Here is a 17,886-nt window from a genome sequence, read left to right on the forward strand (position 1 = left end):
TGGAGAAGATCGCGACGGAACGGCACAAGTGGCATCGTGGGGGAGCACCGCACGGCGTCAATCGGTGGATGCATGCGTAACCGCGAAAGGCCCGCTCTGCCGGGCCTTTCGCAGGAAAAACCCGGCTGAAGCGGGGTTCAACACGTAGCAGCAATGTTTAGTCCTTTAATACTTCCTGCAATTCCTTGACTCTATCTTGAGTGATATTTGCCATACACTCCCAAAAGTAAATATAGCGCTCGGCAGCCGCGCCCATCATGTAGGTTTCGGTGTAGCACTCGTTATCGCGGTACTGTGCCCAAGAGTCTTGTGACTTCAAAAAGTAAGGTAGAGCTAAGGGTTCGCCTTCTGCTTTAAGTGACCTGTCATTGCCTCCAATCTTGATTTTGGCCGATCGCAGGATTTTATCGAGTGCACGGGCCGCATGATCGAACTTGCGGTGCGAGCACTGCGCCAAGTCGTCATTGGTTGCATGCTCCCCAGTGTCACACATATGCGCCACATCGGTGGCGCTATGACCTGAAAAATACTGATCCGGTGACTTGAAATAGTGATAATCGAATTTCCCAGAATACACGGTCTTAGCGGGTGCAATGATCGGAGCGATCATGAACGCGACTATTAGGCTAGTGCGATGAATCATAGACCCCTGCCTCAAACATTTCCGCCTCACGGTGCCGACGCCGCAGTAACCCTCTAAGTGGTTGACCCTTAACCGTCGCGTACTGCCTCATCCTATCACCCACTTTGTTGTAATCACCAGTATTAACGAAATCGAGCAGACTGTCGCCATGATGCTGAAGGTTGTACATAAAGCACACAAGTGCATCGTATTCAAATTGAAACAGTGGAAGCCGAACTTTTCTATTGATCGTATTCTCCGCCCACTTGACGTCCTCCTTAAGTAGCGTCTCGGCCTGTGCTTCGCTTATTCCGTTCTGAAATGGCTTTTCCGATGCGGCGCCGGATATTTTTCCCAAATGAACAAGGTGCCCATATCCAACTGTTGCATTCCCGGTTTTACTGCCGTCCTTGTCGTACATGGTCGCGCTGAACTGTTCCCAACCTTTAAGAAACTCGGTTCCCTGCGCGGAAAATTTCCACGGCTTACACAAGCGCGAAGAATATACAGTGACATTTGAATTTGGATCAGTATTGGTTATGCATTCGTGTAGCGGGTCAGTCACATTTGCTCCGTTGTATGAGTTATTTTCGCGTGAGAATTGTTAGACAGACTCCCGGTGTCCAAGATAGATACGCAACGCTTGCGCGCCATTCGTCTTGTGCCGCTGCGTACGTCCCATGGAATCAGTGACACCGCGCGTTAGGAAACCTCGCCACTCGATCGTGTAATCCGTGTCGGCGAGTGGCAATCCGTTGACATCGCGAAGCGTGAACTGTTCATCGAACGGGCCCGCAGATCGATTGCGACAGCGGCATTCGTCGTCTTGCCCTAAAGCCCGCGTCATGTCGTAACCGGTTGGGAGAGCCCTGATCGCATTAATTGAAATCCACTCTCCGGTTTTCTTGTTCGTCGTCATTGCGTGAGGCATATCAGTAAATCCTTTGTATATCTTGAATGTAATACGACAACCAAGACATTCCCGGCCATCTGATCCCTCGAACATATCCGAAAAGCCAGCCTTCATTTCTTCAATGATCTCCTTTGCGGAGCGCATTCTTTCGTACATTGGACATCCATAGGTTAATTGTCGATCTCAGACCATCAGACCTCGACCATGCGTAACACTGGCACCAGTGTCCCACGCGCTATGGTTCAGGTTGAAGCACACCCGCGAATAAACCATCCAAGATGCCGAGCCGTCAACCGCCTTAAATCGGGATAAGGGCGTTTTGACAACTATTTACGACTGTGTCCGGCATCTCGATTTCTATTGCATATTCCTGCTGGCGTAGGATGAAAGAATGGCGACATTGAGTCGCCCTTATCGTCATGCATTGAACCCGGTCAGTGCTTCGTTGAGGAAGGGTTCGTAACGGCCACTCTGTCGTTGACGCCTCGCGCCGTGTCGTCCGGTGAGAGTCGCCATGCCGGCGCGCCCCGCGTATCGGGAGCATTAAGGACGACGACAAACGACGCAATGTTGCCTCGCCAAGAGTCAACACGAGCGAGTGCGCACGTCTGCACGCAAATCATGTCATCCGTATGTCCGTTCAAATCATTGACTTCAAGCTGACTTCGTTCTGCCATCCTGACGACACATCACCCCCGCGGATAATTCGACCCGAAAACATGTAGTCGTCTAGACGTTGCGATGCCTTCACTCAACCGTCACAGTCGCTTTCTAGAATGAGCCCCACACATGCCGGCAGTGTCCGGATGCATCGAGGGAATACAGATGGAAGCGATCCGGGAAGCTATTCGAATCGAACGTTTGAGCAAAACGTTCGGCAACGGCCGTAAAGCGCTCGACGAAATCGATCTGCGCGTCGCGCCCGGTGAAATGGTCGCGCTGATCGGCGCGTCGGGCTCGGGCAAATCGACGTTGCTGCGGCATATCGCGGGCTTTACCGCGTCGGACGCGCAGCCGTCGCAGATCGAGATTCTCGGCCGGCCGATCCAGCAGAACGGCCGCATCGTGCGTGAAGTGCGCAGCATTCGCCGCGACATCGGCTTCGTGTTCCAGCAGTTCAATCTGGTGAACCGGCTGTCGGTCGAAACCAACGTGCTGATCGGCGCGCTCGCACGCCTGCCGTGGTGGCGGCGTCTCTCCGGCCGCTTCCCGCGGGCGGAGCGCGCGTTGTCGCTGGCCGCGCTGCACGAGGTCGGCATCGGCGAGCATGCGCGCGAGCGGGCCGCGAACCTGTCGGGCGGTCAGCAGCAACGGGCCGCCCTCGCGCGGGCGCTGGTGCAGCGCGCGCAAATCGTGCTCGCCGACGAGCCGATCGCGTCGCTCGATCCCGAGTCGTCGCGCCGCGTGATGGACATGCTGCAAGCGCTGAACGTCGAGCATCGGATCACGGTGCTGGTGTCGCTGCACCAGGTCGACATCGCGATGCAGTACTGCCCGCGCACGGTCGCACTGCGTCGCGGCAAGGTGGTCTATGACGGCCCTTCCAATGCGCTGACGCCGGCGCTGCTAAAGAAACTCTACGGCGACGATGCGCGCGAACTGTTCGACGACGCGACACACGACGCCGACGACACTCACGACGCGCCCGACGCCCCCGACACCGGCGCCCCCGCGCGGCCGGACACCGGCCCCGCCGCCGCGCGCTACCCGTTCGCGCTGAACGCCGCGCCGTCGAACTGAATCGCGCACGCCATCGCGCCCTCTTGTTTCTCTCCATCACTCAACCGGACCTCAACCGATGAAACTCCTGCGCTCCCTGATCACGCTCGCGGCCGGCGCTGCCGCTTTCACCTGTGTCGCCGCGGCCCACGCCGAGGACATCAACCTCGGCATCATCTCGACCGATTCGTCGGCGGTGCTCAAGCAACGCTGGGAACCGCTGATCGATGACATGAAGAAACAGACCGGCCTGGACGTAAAGGCATTCTTCGCGACCGACTACGCGGGCATCATCGAAGGCATGCGCTTCAACAAGGTGCAGGTCGGCTATTTCGGCAATGCGTCGGCGATCGAAGCCGTCGATCGTTCGAATGGCGAAGTATTTGCCAAAGTCGAGCACGCGGACGGCCAAAGCGGCTACTACTCGCTGCTGATCACCAATGTGAACAGCCGCTTCAAGACGCTCGACGACGTGTTCAAGGACACCAAGAGCGTCACGCTCGGCTTCGGCGATCCGAACTCGACCTCGGGCACGCTGGTGCCGGGCTACTACCTGTTCGCGAAGCACAACGCGCCGGTCAATACGTCGTTCAAGAGCGTGCTGCCGTCGAGCCATGAGGCGAATCTTCTGGCCGTCGTCAACAACAAGATCGACATCGCGACCAACAACAGCGAGATGATGGACACGCTCAAGCAACAGCATCCGGACAAGTACGCGCAGGTGCGCGTGCTGTGGACCTCGCCGCTGATTCCGTCGGACCCGCTGGTGTGGCGCAAGGATCTGCCTCAAGCGACGAAGGACAAGCTGCGCACATTCTTCCTGAACTACGCGAAGACCGATCCGCACGAAAAGGCGGTAATGGCCGCCATCACCGGTTACAGCGGCTTCTCGGCATCGTCGGATCAGCAACTGCTGCCGATCCGCCAGATCGTGCTGTTCCAGCAGAAGCAGAAGATCGAGAACGATACGCATCTGTCCGATAGCGACCGCAAGACGCAATTGGCCGCGCTCGACGCGAAGCTGAGCGCGCTCGGCGCCGCACAGCCGAAGCAATGAACACGACCGATCTGATCGTGTCGCCGGCGCGCGCGAGCGAAGCGGCCGCCGCGCAGGCGGCGCAATCGAAAGATCGTGCCGGCAAGCGCAGCTGGTGGTCGTTGCTCGGTTGGATCGCGGTGCTTGCGGTGCTCGGCGGCGCGTGGCACGGCGCCGACATGCGTCCGCTCGATCTGCTCGGCGACTCCGCCAACATGGGCGAGTTCGCGGCGGACTTCTTTCCGCCCGACTTCACCGAGTGGCGCACCTACTTGCACGAGATGTACGTGACGCTGGCGGTCGCGATCTGGGGTACCGCGCTTTCGCTCGTCTGCGCGGTGCCTTTTGGACTGATGTCCTCCCACAATCTCGCGCCGCAATGGGTACTGCAACCGGTGCGCCGCCTGATGGACGCGTGCCGCGCGATCAATGAAATGGTCTTCGCGATGCTGTTCATCGTCGCGGTCGGCCTCGGGCCGTTCGCCGGCGTGCTCGCGCTGTGGGTACATACGACGGGCGTGCTCGCCAAGCTGTTCGCCGAAGCGGTCGAGGCCATCGATCCGCGCCCGGCCGAAGGCGTGCGCGCCACCGGCGCGACGCGTCTCGACGAAATCGTCTACGCGGTGCTGCCGCAAGTGCTGCCGCTGTGGATCTCGTACGCGCTGTATCGCTTCGAGTCGAACGTGCGCTCGGCGATGGTGGTCGGCATGGTCGGCGCGGGCGGCATCGGGGTCGTGCTGTACGAGGCGATCCGCTCGTTCAACTATGCGCAGACGGCCGCCGTGATGATCATGGTGATCGTCGTCGTGACGGTGATCGACCTCGGCTCGGCGTGGTTGCGTGAGCGGGTGATCTGAACATCGTTGGAGCGCACCGCGCTTCAGTTCTGAAAGACAACGGGCAAAGCGTACGGCGCTTTGCCCGTTTTTCATTGTCTCCCCGGTTCACATTTGCCTTCGACTTGCCGACAGCACACTTCCCTGGAAAGTCTTCCGCCAGCCAGCAACGCCTCGTCCCCTTTTCCGCGCCGGGCTCCTGGTGTATTTATGGAGGCGAGAAAGTACATAGGACTATCCAATCGACCGTCGGCTACTGGTAAAGTCCTCTTCAGATATTCCGATTCTCGCAACGCGCGACGATCGTGTCGCTGCGGCGATGCCCTGCTCGGCCTTGGAACGTATGACAAACGTAGCTATGCGCGGCACCCAGCGTCTGGCGGTCATCGCCGCCCCGAGCCTGTTGCTGGCCGGGTGCGTGCTGCGCGGCGCGCCATCGTTCGAGATCTTCGGCGCGTACTTCCCTATCTGGCTGCTCGGCGGCGTGATAGGCCTGCTCGCGGCGCTGCTCGCCCATCGCCTGTTCGTTGCGACCGGCTGGGCATCGATCGTCCCGCTTCAGCTTTCCGTCTGCCTCGCGATCGGACTCACGGTCGCGGTGCTCGTCTGGCTTTCGGGCACAGGACACCTGCTATGAAAATGGCCGGCACATCGAGGGCTCCGCTCAAAGGCCGCCTGATCGCGGGCGCGATTATTCTGATCGGCCTCGCGGCCGCGTATTTCGCCTACGACCGCACGACGCGCTTCCCCTCCACCGACGACGCGACGATCGACGCCGAGGTCGTGCATATCGCGACGCCGGTCGGCGGACGCATCGTCAGGCTTGCGGTGCAGGAAAACCAGCGGGTCGCACAAGGCGACCTGCTGTTCGAAATCGATCCCGTGCCGTACCGCCTCATCGTCGCGCAGGCGCGGGCCGATCTCGAGCTCGCCCGCGCAGCGCTCGAAACTCGCCGCAGGACGATCACGGGCGAGCGCGCCAACGCGGCGGTCGCCGGCGATCAAGCCAACAAGGCGGCGCACACCTTCGCGCTCGCGACGCGCAACGTGGAGCGCCTCACGCCGCTGGCGGCGAAAGGCTACGTACCGGCCCAGCAGCTCGATCAGGCGCAGGTTGCGCAGCACGAAGCCGGGCTGTCGCTGAGTCAGGCGCGCGAGCAGAAGCAGGCGAGCGCCCAGACGATCGGCGACGATGCCGATGCGATCGCCGCCGTGCACGCGCGCGAAGCCGCGCTCGCGCTCGCCCAGCACAATCTCGATGAAACGGTGGTGCGCGCGCCGCACAACGGCTACGTCACCGGCCTTTTCGTGCTGGCCGGTGAAACGGTCGCACCGAATCAGTCGATCTTCACCCTCGTCCACGCGGACGAATGGTTCGCTGTCGCGAACTTTCGCGAAGGCGCACTCTCACGGATCGCGCCTGGCGATTGCGCGACCGTGTATTCGATGATCGACCGCAGCCAGCCGATTCACGGCAAGGTCGTCGGCATCAGCGCAGGGGTCTCCGATACGGATCGGCTCAACCTGCCGCGCTCGCTGCCGCTGGTGCAGTCGTCGGTGAACTGGGTGCGGGTCGCGCAGCGCTTCCCGGTGCGCGTGCTGCTCGACGAACCGGCCGAGCGACTGGTGCGCGTCGGCGCGAGTGCGATCGTCGAGGTGAGGCATGGCGCGGCGTGCCGTTGATATGGACAGCGCGGCCGCCGCCGGTTACGTCGAGCGTCCGCTGCGGCCCGCCGTCGCCGACCTGTTGAAACTCCTTGCGCCTTTTCCCGGACGCGCCGCGACCGCGGCACGCGTCGCGCTGATCTGCGCACTGACGGTATGGGTGACGAGCGCGTACGGCACGCCCGAAGCGGCATTGTCGGCCTACATCGTGTTCTTCATGATCCGGCCCGACCGGACCACCAGCTTCGTGACCGGCGTGGCGCTTCTGGTGCTCGTCAGCATGGTAATCGGCCTCGTGCTGGCCGTGGCCATCGTCGTGGTCGACTATCCGCCGTTGCGCGTCGCGGCCATGGCCTTGCTGTCGGCGAGTCTGCTGTTCGTCACGTCGGCAAGCAAACTACGGCCGGTGGGCGCCATCGTCGCGATGATCGTCGGCTTTGCGCTCGACCAACTGGGCCGCGTGCCGGTCGGCGAACTGGCGACTCGCGCGCTGCTGTATGCGTGGCTGTTCGTCGCGATTCCCGCCGGTATGTCGGTCGCAGTCAGTCTCGTGTGCGCGCCGTCGCCGCGTCGGCTCGCGTCGCGCGAACTGGCCGAACGTCTGCGCCTCGCCGCGCGTGGGCTGCGCGAACCCGCCGCCACGCGCGATGCGCTCGACGCGGCGCTGCGCAAAGGCAACGCGGAGATCGGCTCGTGGCTGAAGATGTCCGCTCTGGAAGGAACGTCGCTGCGAGCCGATGTCGTTGCGCTCCAGCGTGCCGCAGTGTCGAGCGTCATGCTGCTAGCCGCGGTCGCCCTCGCGTGCGGCGAAGCGTCGGCGCGCCTGCCGGCTTCGTTCGTCGAACCGATCGCGACTACGCTGGACGAGATGGCGCGTATGCTCGACGCTGGCGGCTACCCGGTCGACATCGAACTGACGTTGCCCTCGTCGGCGCCGCTCACTCCGCTCGCACGTGCGGTAGCCGACACGTTCCACGACACGATCACGCGGTTTGCCGAGCCCACTGTCGAATCCGAAGCCGCGCACGACGCGCCCTCGCAACCAGCGCCGCCCGCGCCGCATGCCGGGTTCTTCACCGCCGACGCTTTCACGAATCTCGACCACGTCCGCTACGCGCTGAAGACCACCGTCGCGGCGATGTTCTGCTATCTGCTGTATTCGCAGCTCGACTGGCCCGGCATCCACACCTGCTTCATCACTGTCTACGTCGTGTCACTCGGCAGCACCGCCGAGACCGTCGAGAAACTGGCGCTGCGCATCGCCGGCTGTATCGCCGGCGCGCTCGCGGGCACCGCAGCGATCGTGTTCCTGATGCCCGCGCTGACCTCGATCGGCGAGTTGATGGCGGTCGTGGCCATCGGCGCGGGCTTGTCGGCGTGGGTTGCGTTCGGCTCGCCGCGCATTGCGTATGCGGGTTTTCAGATCGCGTTCGCGTTCTTCCTCTGCGTGATCCAGGGCGCGGAGCCCGCCTTCGATCTGACGATCGCGCGGGATCGCACGATCGGCATCCTGATCGGCAACGTAGTCGTCTATCTGGTGTTCACACGGGTGTGGCCGGTCAGCATCGCCGCGCGCGTCGAACAGGCGCTGGCCGCACTGCGCGAGCAATGGGCACGCCTTGCCGCGCCCGGGTACGCCGGCACGCGACGCGCCGACGTGGTGGCTGCGCTGGCCCGCGGCCGCGCGCTGCGCGAGGATGTTGCGCTGATGCATTACGAGCCGTCGTGGGTGCGGCCTGGACCACAGTGGCTCACCGCGCACCACCGCGAATTGGCCGGCCTCGCCGCGCTCGAAGCGCCGATGCTGCTGCTCGTCGAACGGCGGCCCCCCGCCGCGACGATCGAAGGCTGGCTGCAACGGCTCGCGGCCGTCGCGCATGGGCAAACGACCCGCGTCGATGCAACGACCACGACGCAACGGCCGGCGCCCGACGTCACCGACCCGCCAAGGGCCGCGCTGCAAAGTCTCGGCGACGCACGCCTTGACGAATTCGAACGCGCGGCGTCCGCCGACGCGGCAAAGGAGTAGTCGAATCATGCGTCGACTCAACCCGCCCATCGCGCTGGCGATATTCGTCGCGGCAGGCTTGAGCGGGTGCGCGACTTCATCGCTCGACATGGCGCCCGACAGCTCCGCGACGCCGTGGCAGCCACAGACCGATGCAGCCGGCGCCATCGTGCCGGGCGCACACGCGCCGGGTGCGCCGTCGGCGTCGACCACGCCCCGCTATCAGCTGCCCGCCAATCCGGCGCTCGCCGCCGTGCCGCCGCCACCCGCGCTCGATCCCTCGCACGCGTACGAACTGCCCGAGTTGATCGACATCGCGGAGTCGGCCAATCCGTTGACCCGCATCGCGTGGAACGATGCGCGCAACGTGGCGCTCGCGGCCGGCATCGCGAAGAGTGCTTATCTGCCGCAATTGTCGGTCGCGGCGATGGCTCACTACACGGGCGGCAAAAGTTCGGACACGTCGCAGCTCGGTCAAGCGTCGATCAGCGGCGAGACGCACGGCGTGACCTCGGTGCTGTCGCTGGAGTGGCTGCTGTTCGATTTCGGCGGGCGGGCCGCACGTGTCGAGGCCGCATCGCAGGCCTCGGTGGTCGCCAACATCGGCTTCACCGCAATCCATCAGCAGGTGATCTACGACGTTAGCGTCGCGTTCTACGCGTACCAGAGCGCCCGCGCTCGCCTCGGCACCGCAAAGCAAAGTGTCGCGAACGCCGACGCGATTCTGTCCGCCGCGCAATCGCGCTATCAGCGTGGGGTGGGCACCGTGATCGAAGTGGCCCAGGCTCGTCAGAACTTCGCGCAGGCAAAACTCGGCCTCGTGCAAGCCGAGGGGGCCGAAAGCAACGGTTACCTCGCATTAATCTCCGCGATGGGCATCTCTCCACTCGCCAAACCCGCGATCGCCGACATGCCTACCCACACACTATCGCCGGCGATGAGCGAGCCGATCGACCGGATCGTGGCCACGGCGATCGCGCGGCGTCCGGACGTGCTGAGCGCCTACGCGGCGGAACGCGCGAACCTTGCGAAGATCAAGGCGGCCGAGTCCGACTTCAAGCCGAAAGTGTTCCTGTCGGCGTCGGCGGCGTACAACACGAACAGTTCGTCGATTTCGGCGGTGCCAGGGATCGGCCAGCAATTGCCGACCGTCAATCTGAGCGGCAACCGTTATGGCGGCACCGTGGTGGTCGGCGTGTCGATTCCGCTGTATGACGGTGGCTTCCGCTCGGCCGTGCTCGCACAGGCACGCAACGACGCCGACAGCGCATCGACCCGTCTCACGCACAGTCGCGAAGAGGCAGTGCGGCAGATCGTCGGCGCGCAGAACGCGCTGCAAACGAGCCTGAGCGCGCACACCGCCGCGAAGGAGCTGCTCGCCGCCGCGCAAACGACCTACGACGCCGCGTTCGACGCCTATCGCCACGGCGTAGGTTCGATCACCGATGCGCTGCTCGCGCAGAACCAGTTGCTGGCCGCGAAGAATGCCTACGCGGACAGCTATAGCGGCGCGCTGTCGGCGGCGGCGGCGCTTGCGCTCGCGACGGGTTCGATCGATGCTCCGGCCGGTGCGGGCGCGGACTCGCCGCTGGACGCGCCTGTCAACTGACGCCGCGCTGCTGCGTCGTCCCTCTTTGCCGCCGTGCATCTGCCGAAGTCACGCTGAGCGACGGTCGCGAATTCGGGCATTTGACGATGTCTAGTCAACGCGTGTAATTCACCACCGGCACGGAATAAGAAGTCGGCGCGAAATCGGTCCGGCCGCCGCGCTGCGACGAACCATTCGACGGCGCACCGTAGCCACTGTTCTGCGCAGCCTGGTTTTGCCCCGCGACCCTTGCTTCGGCCGCCTGGATATTGGCCGGATAGTCCATCGCATTCGCGTTGGACGGATCGTGCACCTGTGCGCGAGAGAGCGGCTGATTGGCCTGATTCGACTGCGCAATCGCCGCGACTGGCGCGGCAATCAGAGCGGCGATAACCCCTGCTTCGATCAGCGACCTGATGGACTTCATGATTTCCAACCTCCAGAGATGGCTTCATCCGATTGCCGCGGAGCTCGCGCGGCAGCAAAGCCAGTTTAGGAGCCGGTCAGGCCGCGCAGTAAGCCCTGAACCATGAATTCACTGTTGCCATAGCGACCACGATTCGAAGTCACCACGTTCCGGCGCGGCGTCAACGCGATGAACTACACTGATAACGCCAAACGACGCGCCACAGCCATCGCATTCGATCGAGGAGATAGACGCTCATGTCGCATCCCGTTGCCCTGCCGTCTTATCGCGACAGCGTGCGCGCCGAATGGGTCGACTACAACGGCCACATGCGCGACGCGTTCTACCTGCTGATCTTCAGTCTCGCGACCGACGAACTGATCGATCTGATCGGCCTGCCCGATGCGGTGCGCAAAGAGCGGCATCGATCGATCTACACGCTCGAAGCGCATGTCAACTATCTGCATGAAATCAAACGTGGCAGGCCGGTGCGTGTCGACATGCGCGTGCTCGGCTACGACGCGAAACGTATGCATGTCTACTTCGAAATGTTTGCGCTGGACGCGACGCAAAGCCAGCGCACCGGCCCCGTCGCCGCTGGCGAGCAGATGCTGCTGCACGTCGATACCAGCGGACCGCGCGGCGTCGCTTTCGATCCGGACGTCAAAGCGCGCGTTCACGAACTCGCGCAATCTCATGCGGCATTGCCGCCGGCGCGTTTCGCGGGACGTGTGATCGCATTGCCCTGCGCAACGCAACGGGAAACGCAATCCGAACGGAGTGACCATGCTTGAGCCGGAAATCGCCGCGTTTATCGAACGAGCCAGTGCGCTCTATCCGTCGCATCACACGGCGATGACGACGCGCGAGCAGCGCGAACTGTACGACCGTTACGCTGCCACGCTGACGCCGCCGCTGCCCAGCGAACTCACCACACAGGACGCAGGCTTTCGCACCGACGCGGGCCATGCGATCCCGCTTCGGCTCTACCGGCATCGAGCGAAGGCAAGCGAACACGGCACGAACCGCGGCACGGTGCTGTATTTTCATGGCGGCGGATTCGTGCTCGGCTCGCTGAACAGTCATCAGATGGTGACAGCGCGCCTCGCCGCGGACACCGGCCTCGACGTGATCGCGGTCGACTACCGGCTCGCGCCTGAGCATCGCGCGCCGGCCGCGCACGACGACTGCCTCGAGATCACGCGTGCCGCGTTGACCAACCGCCTGCCATTCGATCTGCCTGACCACGCCGGATTGCAACTCGCCGGCGATAGCGCCGGCGGCACGCTCGCGGCAAGCGTCGCGCTGCGCTTGCGCGACAACGGCGTGAGCGGGGTGCGCGGCATCGCGCTGGTTTATCCGATGCTCGGCACCGAGCCGCAACTACCCGCGCGCGACACCGAGGCCAATGCGCCGATGCTGACGCTCGCGGACGTGCATAAGTTTCGCAACGCGTACTGGGGGACAGGCGGGGAAAACAGCGGAGCAAGAGACGAAGAGAAAGGCGACCGCACGCCCGGCCCCGCATGGACGATCCCGCTCGCCGCAAGCCGCTTCGACGGACTGCCGCCGACGCTGGCCATCGGCGCCGAGCACGACCCGCTACGCGACGACGCGCGCGTGTTCGTCGAGCGGATTCGCGAGGCTGGTGGAGATGCCCGGCTGCTGATCGGCACGGGGCTCGTGCATGGATGCTGGCGCGCGCTCGAAACGAGCCCAGGCGTGCAGGCCATGCACAGGGCTGTATGCGATTTTCTCCGCGAACACGCGGGCCATTAGCGCGGCGACACTGACCGCCGCGCCCAGTGCGCTACCGCGCGGGTCAGCGATTGCGCTCAGCGCGCCACTGCGCGAACGTGACCAGATCGAGGCCGACCTCGCCCGGCTCGATGCGGGTCCAGCCGAAGAACGCGTCGTCCCAGCCGGGAATGCTTTGCGGCGTCAGCGGCCGGAACTTCATGCCGGAACGATACGCGAGGTCCGGCCAGAACAGCGGCATCACCTCGCGGGTGGCGAGCTGGCGCAGCAGGTCGGACGGGCCACCCTCGTCGGCGACGATTTCGCCCTGCGAGATCCAGTCGTTCTCGGCCCACGCGACGAATACGCTCGGGTTGCCCGCGGCGTCGAACATCAGGATCACGTTCTGCTCGGGCCGCCAGTAGTACTCGACGATGCCCTGCGCGGCCACCACTTCGTCGATCACCTTGCGGGTGCGCGGATCGCAGTAGGTCATGCCGTTTTCACCGAGCGCGAGCCAGCCCGACTCCCCGCAATGGCGGCTCTTTGCGTCCTTCAGGAAATGGGTGAGGCGATTGGCCGAATCCGCATCGGTCTTGCGCAAGTACAGATCGACGATGCCGGCGTTGAACGCTTTCACCGCGACGGTTTCATCGGCGACGCCGGTGAGCAACACCTTCGCGCAACGCAGATGCGAGATCGACGACAGGAATTCGACGCCGCCGATGCCCGGCATGTCGTAGTCGACGACGACCGCCGCCACTTCCTCGAAGCGCGACGGCCGCGCGACGATGTCGCGTTCAGCCGAGGTCTCGACGAAGCGCTCGACACCCGGCTCGCTCAGACACGCCGACGCCGCTGCGAATTCGAGCGAATTCTCGCGCGCATGCTGGCGGATATAGTTGAGGGCCGCTTGCGGCCGCGTGAAAAACAGGTTCGTGTAGGTGCCCGGAAAAAACCGGCGAAGCGCGTCGAGGTAGCTGTCGTTGTCGTCGACGAAAACCACCGTGGACGGATAAAAAACGGGAGGTCGAATAAAGTTGTTCATATCTTCACGTGTTTCCCACGCCGCCGCGAACGCGCCAGACCGACCGGTCGGTTGATCTGGCGTTTCGCAAAGCGACTTCCCAAGGTATGCCGGGCAATGTGTCGCCCGCGGGTCCGCATGATCAATGGGTTCTTGTCGCTACTTCCGGTCACCGCCTGCCGTCGCCGCTATCGACGCTGTTCGTGCATCTCGGATCGCCCCATTCTGGCGGCCCTGCCGGCATGTGCACTGCGAGCCAGTCGCTGCAAGTCACATTTACACGCCGGATAATCGAACTGTGGCAGCCGGTCGTCTGCAATGGTTCGTATAGTACAGGCTCCGGGCATTGGCGGCACAACTTAAATCGCTTTCCTACAAGCGCCTACCGCGCAAATGCGGCGCGACTGATCGATCGAAAAGAAAACCGCGGAACACGGAAAAAATGCCCGCTTCGCTCGCGTCGGCCAAGCCTATCGCGGCAGGCGTGCGCCGTTCCGGTGCCAGGTCCGATCAGACATCTACATCATGACGCGTCGCAATATGCCGACGAGAAGCGTCGATGGCGAAATGGTCGTTTATCATCAGTCAATCGCAGTTGCTTAATGGTTGTTGCTTAGATATGACGAATACCGGGAAGATGATGATAGTTGGGCTGCTCGTGATCGATGCGGGCGTCGCCGGTTATCTGCTGTACCCCAGGGACGATCAGGTGCCGGCCGTGACCGGCTCGGTGACTCGCAGCGTCACCGGCACGGTGGAATCGCAACCGCAGACGGACACGGCACGTGCCATGGGCGGCAGCATGAGGCCGGCGCAACCGGTGAGCCCGCCCGCGCCGCGGGCGGACATCGCGAACAACGCCCCGATCACGCCGCAATCGGCGGCCCCGCGGACGGAGTCGGCTGCTCCAGCGCCACCCGCTCCGGCCCAGGCTCAGGCACTCGCCCCGGCACCGCCTCCAGCTCAGGCGCAAGCTCCGGCACCCGCTCCCGCACAGTCCCTCCCCGCAACAGCGGCCGCCCCCGCGCCGAGCGTCACGCCCGATGCCGGCCAGACCGCCAGCGGCCGCATCGACAACGCAGCGCCGGCTGCGGGCAATCCGGCCGCGGTCGCGCGCGAGCGCTCGAAACCGCAGTCGTACGCACAGCAAAAAGCCCAATCGAGGCCACAGTACGGGCCGCGCATCGACCAGACGACCCAAGGCCGCCGGCGCGACGACACGCACCCGAACGGCGCCAACCCCGTCGCCGCGATGCTGACGGATCAGCTGGTCAAGGAATCGGCGAAACCCGACCCGTCGCTGCCGATGCCGTCTGGCGTCACCGTGCCGATGCCGTCTGACAATGGCCCCGGACCTGGCCCGGGTGTCGGCCGCGGCAGCACGAATCCGGTCGCGTCGGCGATGACCGATAAGCTCGTGCGCGAATCGTCGAAAGTGGGACCCACTCAGGGGTCCACTCAGGGGCCCACTCAGCCCCCGGCTGAGCCGCCGATCCTCAACAAACCCTGAGCGACGCCGGGCTCACGGCCGCGACGCCACCTCGTCGAGATGCGCGAGCAGATCGGCCGGATCGTCGTAGACGCGCAGCGCGCCCGCGCGCTCCAGTTCCTCGGTGCCGTAGCCACCCGACAGTACGCCGACGCCGAGCGAGCGGCAGCGGCGCGCGGCGAGCATGTCCCAGATGCTGTCGCCCACCACGACCGTGTGCTCGATCGGCACGCCGAGCCGCTCGGCCGCGGCGAGGAACAGATCGGGATCGGGCTTCGCGTATTTGACGTCGTCGCGCGTGACGACGACCGCCTTGGCCGGATCGACGCCGAGCGCCGCCAGATTCAGCGACGCGGTTTCCATCCGCCCGCTCGTCGCGACGGCCCACGGCGTGCCGGCTTGCGTCAGCGCGGCGAGCAATTCGCGCGCGCCCGGCAGCGGGCAGACCTGCGCGCGCATCCGCTGATAGGCGGCCGCATGCGCATGCCGAAGCCGTTCGGCGCGTTCGACGCTGATCTCGCCGTGGGTCTCACGCAGCAACTGGTCCGTGAACAGCCCACCGCTCATGCCGATCTTGCGATGGATACGCCAGACGGACAGCGGGATACCCTCGCTGTCGAGCGCCTCTTTCCACGCCAGCACGTGCTGATAGACGCTGTCGACGAGCGTGCCGTCGAGGTCGAAAAGAAAGGATGTCTGGATACGCATGCCGGCCTCCGGTGATGATGGGTTCAGTCACTATGCCATGTGTCGATGAAGCGGCCAGGGCGGGCCGCCGCCTTTCAGCACGTTCCGGCACTAACGGATTTGCGCGAATTACCACGGATTCGCGCGTATTTCCCCCGATTTCGCCGTCCCCTCGCCCGGCGCACACCCGAGCACGGTAAGCTTCGCCCCTTCGTTGTTTGGCCGGCGACGCCACCGGCACGCTCAGCGGCTCGCTGCGCCTCGACAACTACGAGGTCGACGAATTCGCAGGTCGCGGTCACGGTGGGCATGCGCCCCGCGTTCTAATGCGCGCGCGCCGCGACGGTGAGATGCCCTCACGACTGCGCCGCCGCGATCACCTGCGACGCGAGCGCATGATGCTGGCCGCGTCGCGAGCGGATCGCGTGAATCTCCTCGATTACGCCGTCCGCGCGGCCGAGCCAGCGCAAGCCCCGCAATAACGTGAGATCGTCGGCGCCGAGCTCCGCCAGTGGAAACACGCCGAGCCCGCGCGCCGCGAACACCGCCATCAACGCGCTGTCCTCGAATTCGCCGACGACGCGCGGCCTGATTCCCTGCGCCTCGAACCAGCGGTCGAGCCGCGCGCGCAGTGCGCCGTGGCGGGTCGGCAGCAGCACGGGCAGGTCCGCGAGACAGTGCGGAAAGCCGTCGCGCGCCGGCTTGCGCACGATCTGCGCGGGCCCGTACCAGTCGACCGGCGAGCCCGCGACGCGCTGGCTCAGCACGCGCAGGTCCGCGCCGTGCGGCGCAGGCTGACAGGCGAGCACCAGATCGAGCCGATGCAGCGCGAGCTCCGACAACAGTTGCGCGGGCTCCCCCTCGTGACACAGCAGCCTTAGCGACGGCGTGGCTAGCACCGGCGCGAGCAACGCATGCGCGGCGAGCTTCGAAATCCCGTCCGACAAACCGACCGCGAGCCGCACCGACTCCGCGCCGCTCGTCTCGCGCATCTCGTCGAGCAACGCCTCGCCCAGCTGAAATATCTGCTCCGCGCGGTTGAACGCCTGCTCACCGGCTTCGGTCATCGCGACGCCGCGACCGGCGGGCTTCAATAGCTGGCGCCCGAGCGCTTTCTCGAGTTCGCGAACCTGCGCGCTGATCGTCTGCACGGCCATGTCGAGTCTCGCGGCCGCGCGCGCGAAGCCGCCCTCCTTCACGACGATCCAGAAGTAGTACAGGTGACGATAGTTGAGCATGCGGATCCGATACTTCGAAAAAACCGAAACGTCGTTCAGATTAGCACTGGTTCATTCGAACCGTGAACAGGCCGATGATGGCGGTTCCGCCGCTCGCGGCGCACTCGCTCGCCCCACCTCATGGACTCCCTGTTTGCACTCGTTGCCGATCCCGCCGCCTGGGCCGCACTGGTTACGCTGATCGTGATGGAAATCGTGCTCGGCATCGACAACCTGATCTTCATTTCGATCCTCAGCAACCGCTTGCCGGAAGCGCAACGCGCACGTACGCAGCGCATCGGGCTGCTGCTCGCGCTGGTGTTGCGGCTGATTCTGCTCAGCACCGTCGCGTGGATCGCGAAGCTGACCGCGGTCGCGTTCACGCTGTTCGATCATGGTTTTTCGTGGCGCGATCTGATCCTCGTCGCTGGCGGCCTGTTCCTCGTGTGGAAAGCGACCACGGAAATCCGTCAGCACATGATCCCCGATGACGAAGTCACCGCGAAATCGACCTCGACCGTACAGCTGACCGTGGCCGCCGCAATCGGTCAGATCATCCTGCTCGACATCGTGTTTTCGGTCGACAGCATCATCACCGCGGTCGGCATGACCGAGCACCTGCCGATCATGTTCGTCGCGGTGATCGTATCGATCATGGTGATGCTGTTCGCGGCGCAGCCGCTCGCGCGTTTCATCGATCGCAATCCGACCATCGTGATGCTGGCGCTGAGCTTCCTGCTCGTGATCGGCATGACGCTGATCGCCGATGGTTTCGGCTCGCACGTGCCAAAGGCCTATATCTACGCGGCGATGGCGTTCTCCGCGTTCGTCGAGGGGATGAACATGCTCGCGCGGCGCGCGAAGACGAAACGGCTGGCAAGCAACGAGGAGTAATGCCGTGATGAAATGCCCGGCGGCTTGGCGCAAGCAGCTTCC

18 protein-coding genes are annotated in these 17,886 nt (G+C 64.1%); 11 read left to right on the forward strand and 7 right to left on the reverse strand.

The features are described 5' to 3' along the window. Positions 1–157: 157 nt before the first annotated feature. The 3 genes from AB3X86_RS24610 to AB3X86_RS24620 are packed head-to-tail and all read right to left on the reverse strand — an operon-like array spanning position 158 to position 1,691. Positions 158–610: a lysozyme inhibitor LprI family protein gene (locus AB3X86_RS24610; RefSeq protein WP_255208746.1), complete on the reverse strand. Its 453-nt coding sequence runs from the start codon at positions 608–610 to the stop codon at positions 158–160. Between the two features lie 16 nt (positions 611–626). Continuing rightward, entirely contained in the window at positions 627–1,187 is a 561-nt protein-coding gene (locus AB3X86_RS24615) for a lysozyme (RefSeq protein ID WP_368598039.1), read from the reverse strand. Between the two features lie 39 nt (positions 1,188–1,226). Continuing rightward, entirely contained in the window at positions 1,227–1,691 is a 465-nt protein-coding gene (locus AB3X86_RS24620; RefSeq protein WP_368598040.1) for a hypothetical protein, read from the reverse strand. Positions 1,692–2,360: 669 nt separating this feature from the next. Between AB3X86_RS24620 and phnC the strand changes: the two genes are divergently transcribed. The 7 genes from phnC to AB3X86_RS24655 all read left to right on the forward strand — a co-directional run bounded on the left by phnC (position 2,361) and on the right by AB3X86_RS24655 (position 10,408). After that, on the forward strand, positions 2,361–3,275 hold the full coding sequence (gene phnC, locus AB3X86_RS24625; RefSeq protein WP_368598041.1) for a phosphonate ABC transporter ATP-binding protein: 915 nt from the start codon (positions 2,361–2,363) through the stop codon (positions 3,273–3,275). A 58-nt stretch (positions 3,276–3,333) separates the two neighbouring features. After that, positions 3,334–4,311 carry a phosphonate ABC transporter substrate-binding protein gene (gene phnD / locus AB3X86_RS24630; protein WP_368598042.1) on the forward strand — a complete coding sequence of 326 codons (978 nt, stop codon included), beginning with the start codon at positions 3,334–3,336 and terminating at the stop codon, positions 4,309–4,311. Further along, the gene (gene phnE / locus AB3X86_RS24635) at positions 4,308–5,147 is read left to right on the forward strand and encodes a phosphonate ABC transporter, permease protein PhnE (RefSeq protein WP_368598043.1); all 840 of its coding nucleotides are present in this window, start codon (positions 4,308–4,310) and stop codon (positions 5,145–5,147) included. The genes phnD and phnE overlap by 4 nt, the downstream gene beginning before the upstream one ends. A gap of 337 nt (positions 5,148–5,484) precedes the next feature. Continuing rightward, complete coding sequence (locus AB3X86_RS24640) at positions 5,485–5,763, forward strand: hypothetical protein (RefSeq protein WP_176110461.1); 279 nt, start codon at positions 5,485–5,487, stop codon at positions 5,761–5,763. Beyond that, complete coding sequence (mdtN, locus tag AB3X86_RS24645; RefSeq protein WP_368598044.1) at positions 5,760–6,809, forward strand: multidrug transporter subunit MdtN; 1,050 nt, start codon at positions 5,760–5,762, stop codon at positions 6,807–6,809. The genes AB3X86_RS24640 and mdtN overlap by 4 nt, the downstream gene beginning before the upstream one ends. A gap of 1 nt (position 6,810) precedes the next feature. Next, positions 6,811–8,820: an FUSC family protein gene (locus AB3X86_RS24650; RefSeq protein ID WP_368598178.1), complete on the forward strand. Its 2,010-nt coding sequence runs from the start codon at positions 6,811–6,813 to the stop codon at positions 8,818–8,820. A 7-nt stretch (positions 8,821–8,827) separates the two neighbouring features. Next, positions 8,828–10,408 (forward strand): TolC family protein, encoded by a 1,581-nt coding sequence (locus AB3X86_RS24655; protein ID WP_368598045.1) that lies wholly within the window; start codon positions 8,828–8,830, stop codon positions 10,406–10,408. A 94-nt stretch (positions 10,409–10,502) separates the two neighbouring features. Here the strand turns inward: AB3X86_RS24655 and AB3X86_RS24660 are convergent, their stop codons facing one another. Beyond that, positions 10,503–10,814, reverse strand: coding sequence for a hypothetical protein (locus tag AB3X86_RS24660; RefSeq protein ID WP_368598046.1), 312 nt, complete (start codon positions 10,812–10,814; stop codon positions 10,503–10,505). A 236-nt stretch (positions 10,815–11,050) separates the two neighbouring features. Between AB3X86_RS24660 and AB3X86_RS24665 the strand changes: the two genes are divergently transcribed. Next, complete coding sequence (locus tag AB3X86_RS24665; RefSeq protein WP_368598047.1) at positions 11,051–11,587, forward strand: thioesterase family protein; 537 nt, start codon at positions 11,051–11,053, stop codon at positions 11,585–11,587. Next, positions 11,580–12,572 carry an alpha/beta hydrolase gene (locus tag AB3X86_RS24670; RefSeq protein ID WP_368598048.1) on the forward strand — a complete coding sequence of 331 codons (993 nt, stop codon included), beginning with the start codon at positions 11,580–11,582 and terminating at the stop codon, positions 12,570–12,572. The genes AB3X86_RS24665 and AB3X86_RS24670 overlap by 8 nt, the downstream gene beginning before the upstream one ends. Before the next feature lie 43 nt (positions 12,573–12,615). Here AB3X86_RS24670 and AB3X86_RS24675 read toward each other — a convergent pair whose 3' ends face one another. Beyond that, the gene (locus AB3X86_RS24675) at positions 12,616–13,578 is read right to left on the reverse strand and encodes a response regulator (RefSeq protein ID WP_368598049.1); all 963 of its coding nucleotides are present in this window, start codon (positions 13,576–13,578) and stop codon (positions 12,616–12,618) included. Positions 13,579–14,194: 616 nt separating this feature from the next. Between AB3X86_RS24675 and AB3X86_RS24680 the strand changes: the two genes are divergently transcribed. Beyond that, a complete protein-coding gene (locus AB3X86_RS24680; protein ID WP_368598050.1) occupies positions 14,195–15,067 on the forward strand; it encodes a hypothetical protein in 873 nt (290 codons plus the stop codon). A 12-nt stretch (positions 15,068–15,079) separates the two neighbouring features. On the opposite strand, the gene AB3X86_RS24685 is transcribed toward AB3X86_RS24680, so the two are convergent. Together AB3X86_RS24685 and AB3X86_RS24690 are read right to left on the reverse strand one after the other, a co-directional pair. After that, on the reverse strand, positions 15,080–15,754 hold the full coding sequence (locus AB3X86_RS24685) for an HAD family hydrolase (RefSeq protein ID WP_176106585.1): 675 nt from the start codon (positions 15,752–15,754) through the stop codon (positions 15,080–15,082). A gap of 335 nt (positions 15,755–16,089) precedes the next feature. After that, entirely contained in the window at positions 16,090–16,971 is an 882-nt protein-coding gene (locus AB3X86_RS24690) for a LysR family transcriptional regulator (RefSeq protein WP_176379305.1), read from the reverse strand. Positions 16,972–17,091: 120 nt separating this feature from the next. On the opposite strand from AB3X86_RS24690, the gene AB3X86_RS24695 reads away from it, so the two are divergent. Beyond that, entirely contained in the window at positions 17,092–17,844 is a 753-nt protein-coding gene (locus AB3X86_RS24695) for a TerC family protein (protein ID WP_368598051.1), read from the forward strand. The last annotated feature ends 42 nt before the right edge of the window (positions 17,845–17,886 follow it).

The organism is Paraburkholderia sp. BR14374 (genome assembly GCF_040948685.1).
Lineage (GTDB): Bacteria > Pseudomonadota > Gammaproteobacteria > Burkholderiales > Burkholderiaceae > Paraburkholderia > Paraburkholderia youngii.

Excerpts from the sequence above, each read along its gene's own strand:
- AB3X86_RS24610 (WP_255208746.1), bottom strand. The coding sequence starts at position 610 with ATGATCGCTCCGATCATTGCACCCGCTAAGACCGTGTATTCTGGGAAA.
- AB3X86_RS24620 (WP_368598040.1), bottom strand. The coding sequence starts at position 1,691 with ATGTACGAAAGAATGCGCTCCGCAAAGGAGATCATTGAAGAAATGAAG.
- phnC (WP_368598041.1), top strand. The coding sequence starts at position 2,361 with ATGGAAGCGATCCGGGAAGCTATTCGAATCGAACGTTTGAGCAAAACG.
- phnD (WP_368598042.1), top strand. The coding sequence starts at position 3,334 with ATGAAACTCCTGCGCTCCCTGATCACGCTCGCGGCCGGCGCTGCCGCT.
- phnE (WP_368598043.1), top strand. The coding sequence starts at position 4,308 with ATGAACACGACCGATCTGATCGTGTCGCCGGCGCGCGCGAGCGAAGCG.
- AB3X86_RS24640 (WP_176110461.1), top strand. The coding sequence starts at position 5,485 with ATGCGCGGCACCCAGCGTCTGGCGGTCATCGCCGCCCCGAGCCTGTTG.
- mdtN (WP_368598044.1), top strand. The coding sequence starts at position 5,760 with ATGAAAATGGCCGGCACATCGAGGGCTCCGCTCAAAGGCCGCCTGATC.
- AB3X86_RS24650 (WP_368598178.1), top strand. The coding sequence starts at position 6,811 with ATGGACAGCGCGGCCGCCGCCGGTTACGTCGAGCGTCCGCTGCGGCCC.
- AB3X86_RS24655 (WP_368598045.1), top strand. The coding sequence starts at position 8,828 with ATGCGTCGACTCAACCCGCCCATCGCGCTGGCGATATTCGTCGCGGCA.
- AB3X86_RS24660 (WP_368598046.1), bottom strand. The coding sequence starts at position 10,814 with ATGAAGTCCATCAGGTCGCTGATCGAAGCAGGGGTTATCGCCGCTCTG.
- AB3X86_RS24665 (WP_368598047.1), top strand. The coding sequence starts at position 11,051 with ATGTCGCATCCCGTTGCCCTGCCGTCTTATCGCGACAGCGTGCGCGCC.
- AB3X86_RS24670 (WP_368598048.1), top strand. The coding sequence starts at position 11,580 with ATGCTTGAGCCGGAAATCGCCGCGTTTATCGAACGAGCCAGTGCGCTC.
- AB3X86_RS24675 (WP_368598049.1), bottom strand. The coding sequence starts at position 13,578 with ATGAACAACTTTATTCGACCTCCCGTTTTTTATCCGTCCACGGTGGTT.
- AB3X86_RS24680 (WP_368598050.1), top strand. The coding sequence starts at position 14,195 with ATGATGATAGTTGGGCTGCTCGTGATCGATGCGGGCGTCGCCGGTTAT.
- AB3X86_RS24685 (WP_176106585.1), bottom strand. The coding sequence starts at position 15,754 with ATGCGTATCCAGACATCCTTTCTTTTCGACCTCGACGGCACGCTCGTC.
- AB3X86_RS24690 (WP_176379305.1), bottom strand. The coding sequence starts at position 16,971 with ATGCTCAACTATCGTCACCTGTACTACTTCTGGATCGTCGTGAAGGAG.
- AB3X86_RS24695 (WP_368598051.1), top strand. The coding sequence starts at position 17,092 with ATGGACTCCCTGTTTGCACTCGTTGCCGATCCCGCCGCCTGGGCCGCA.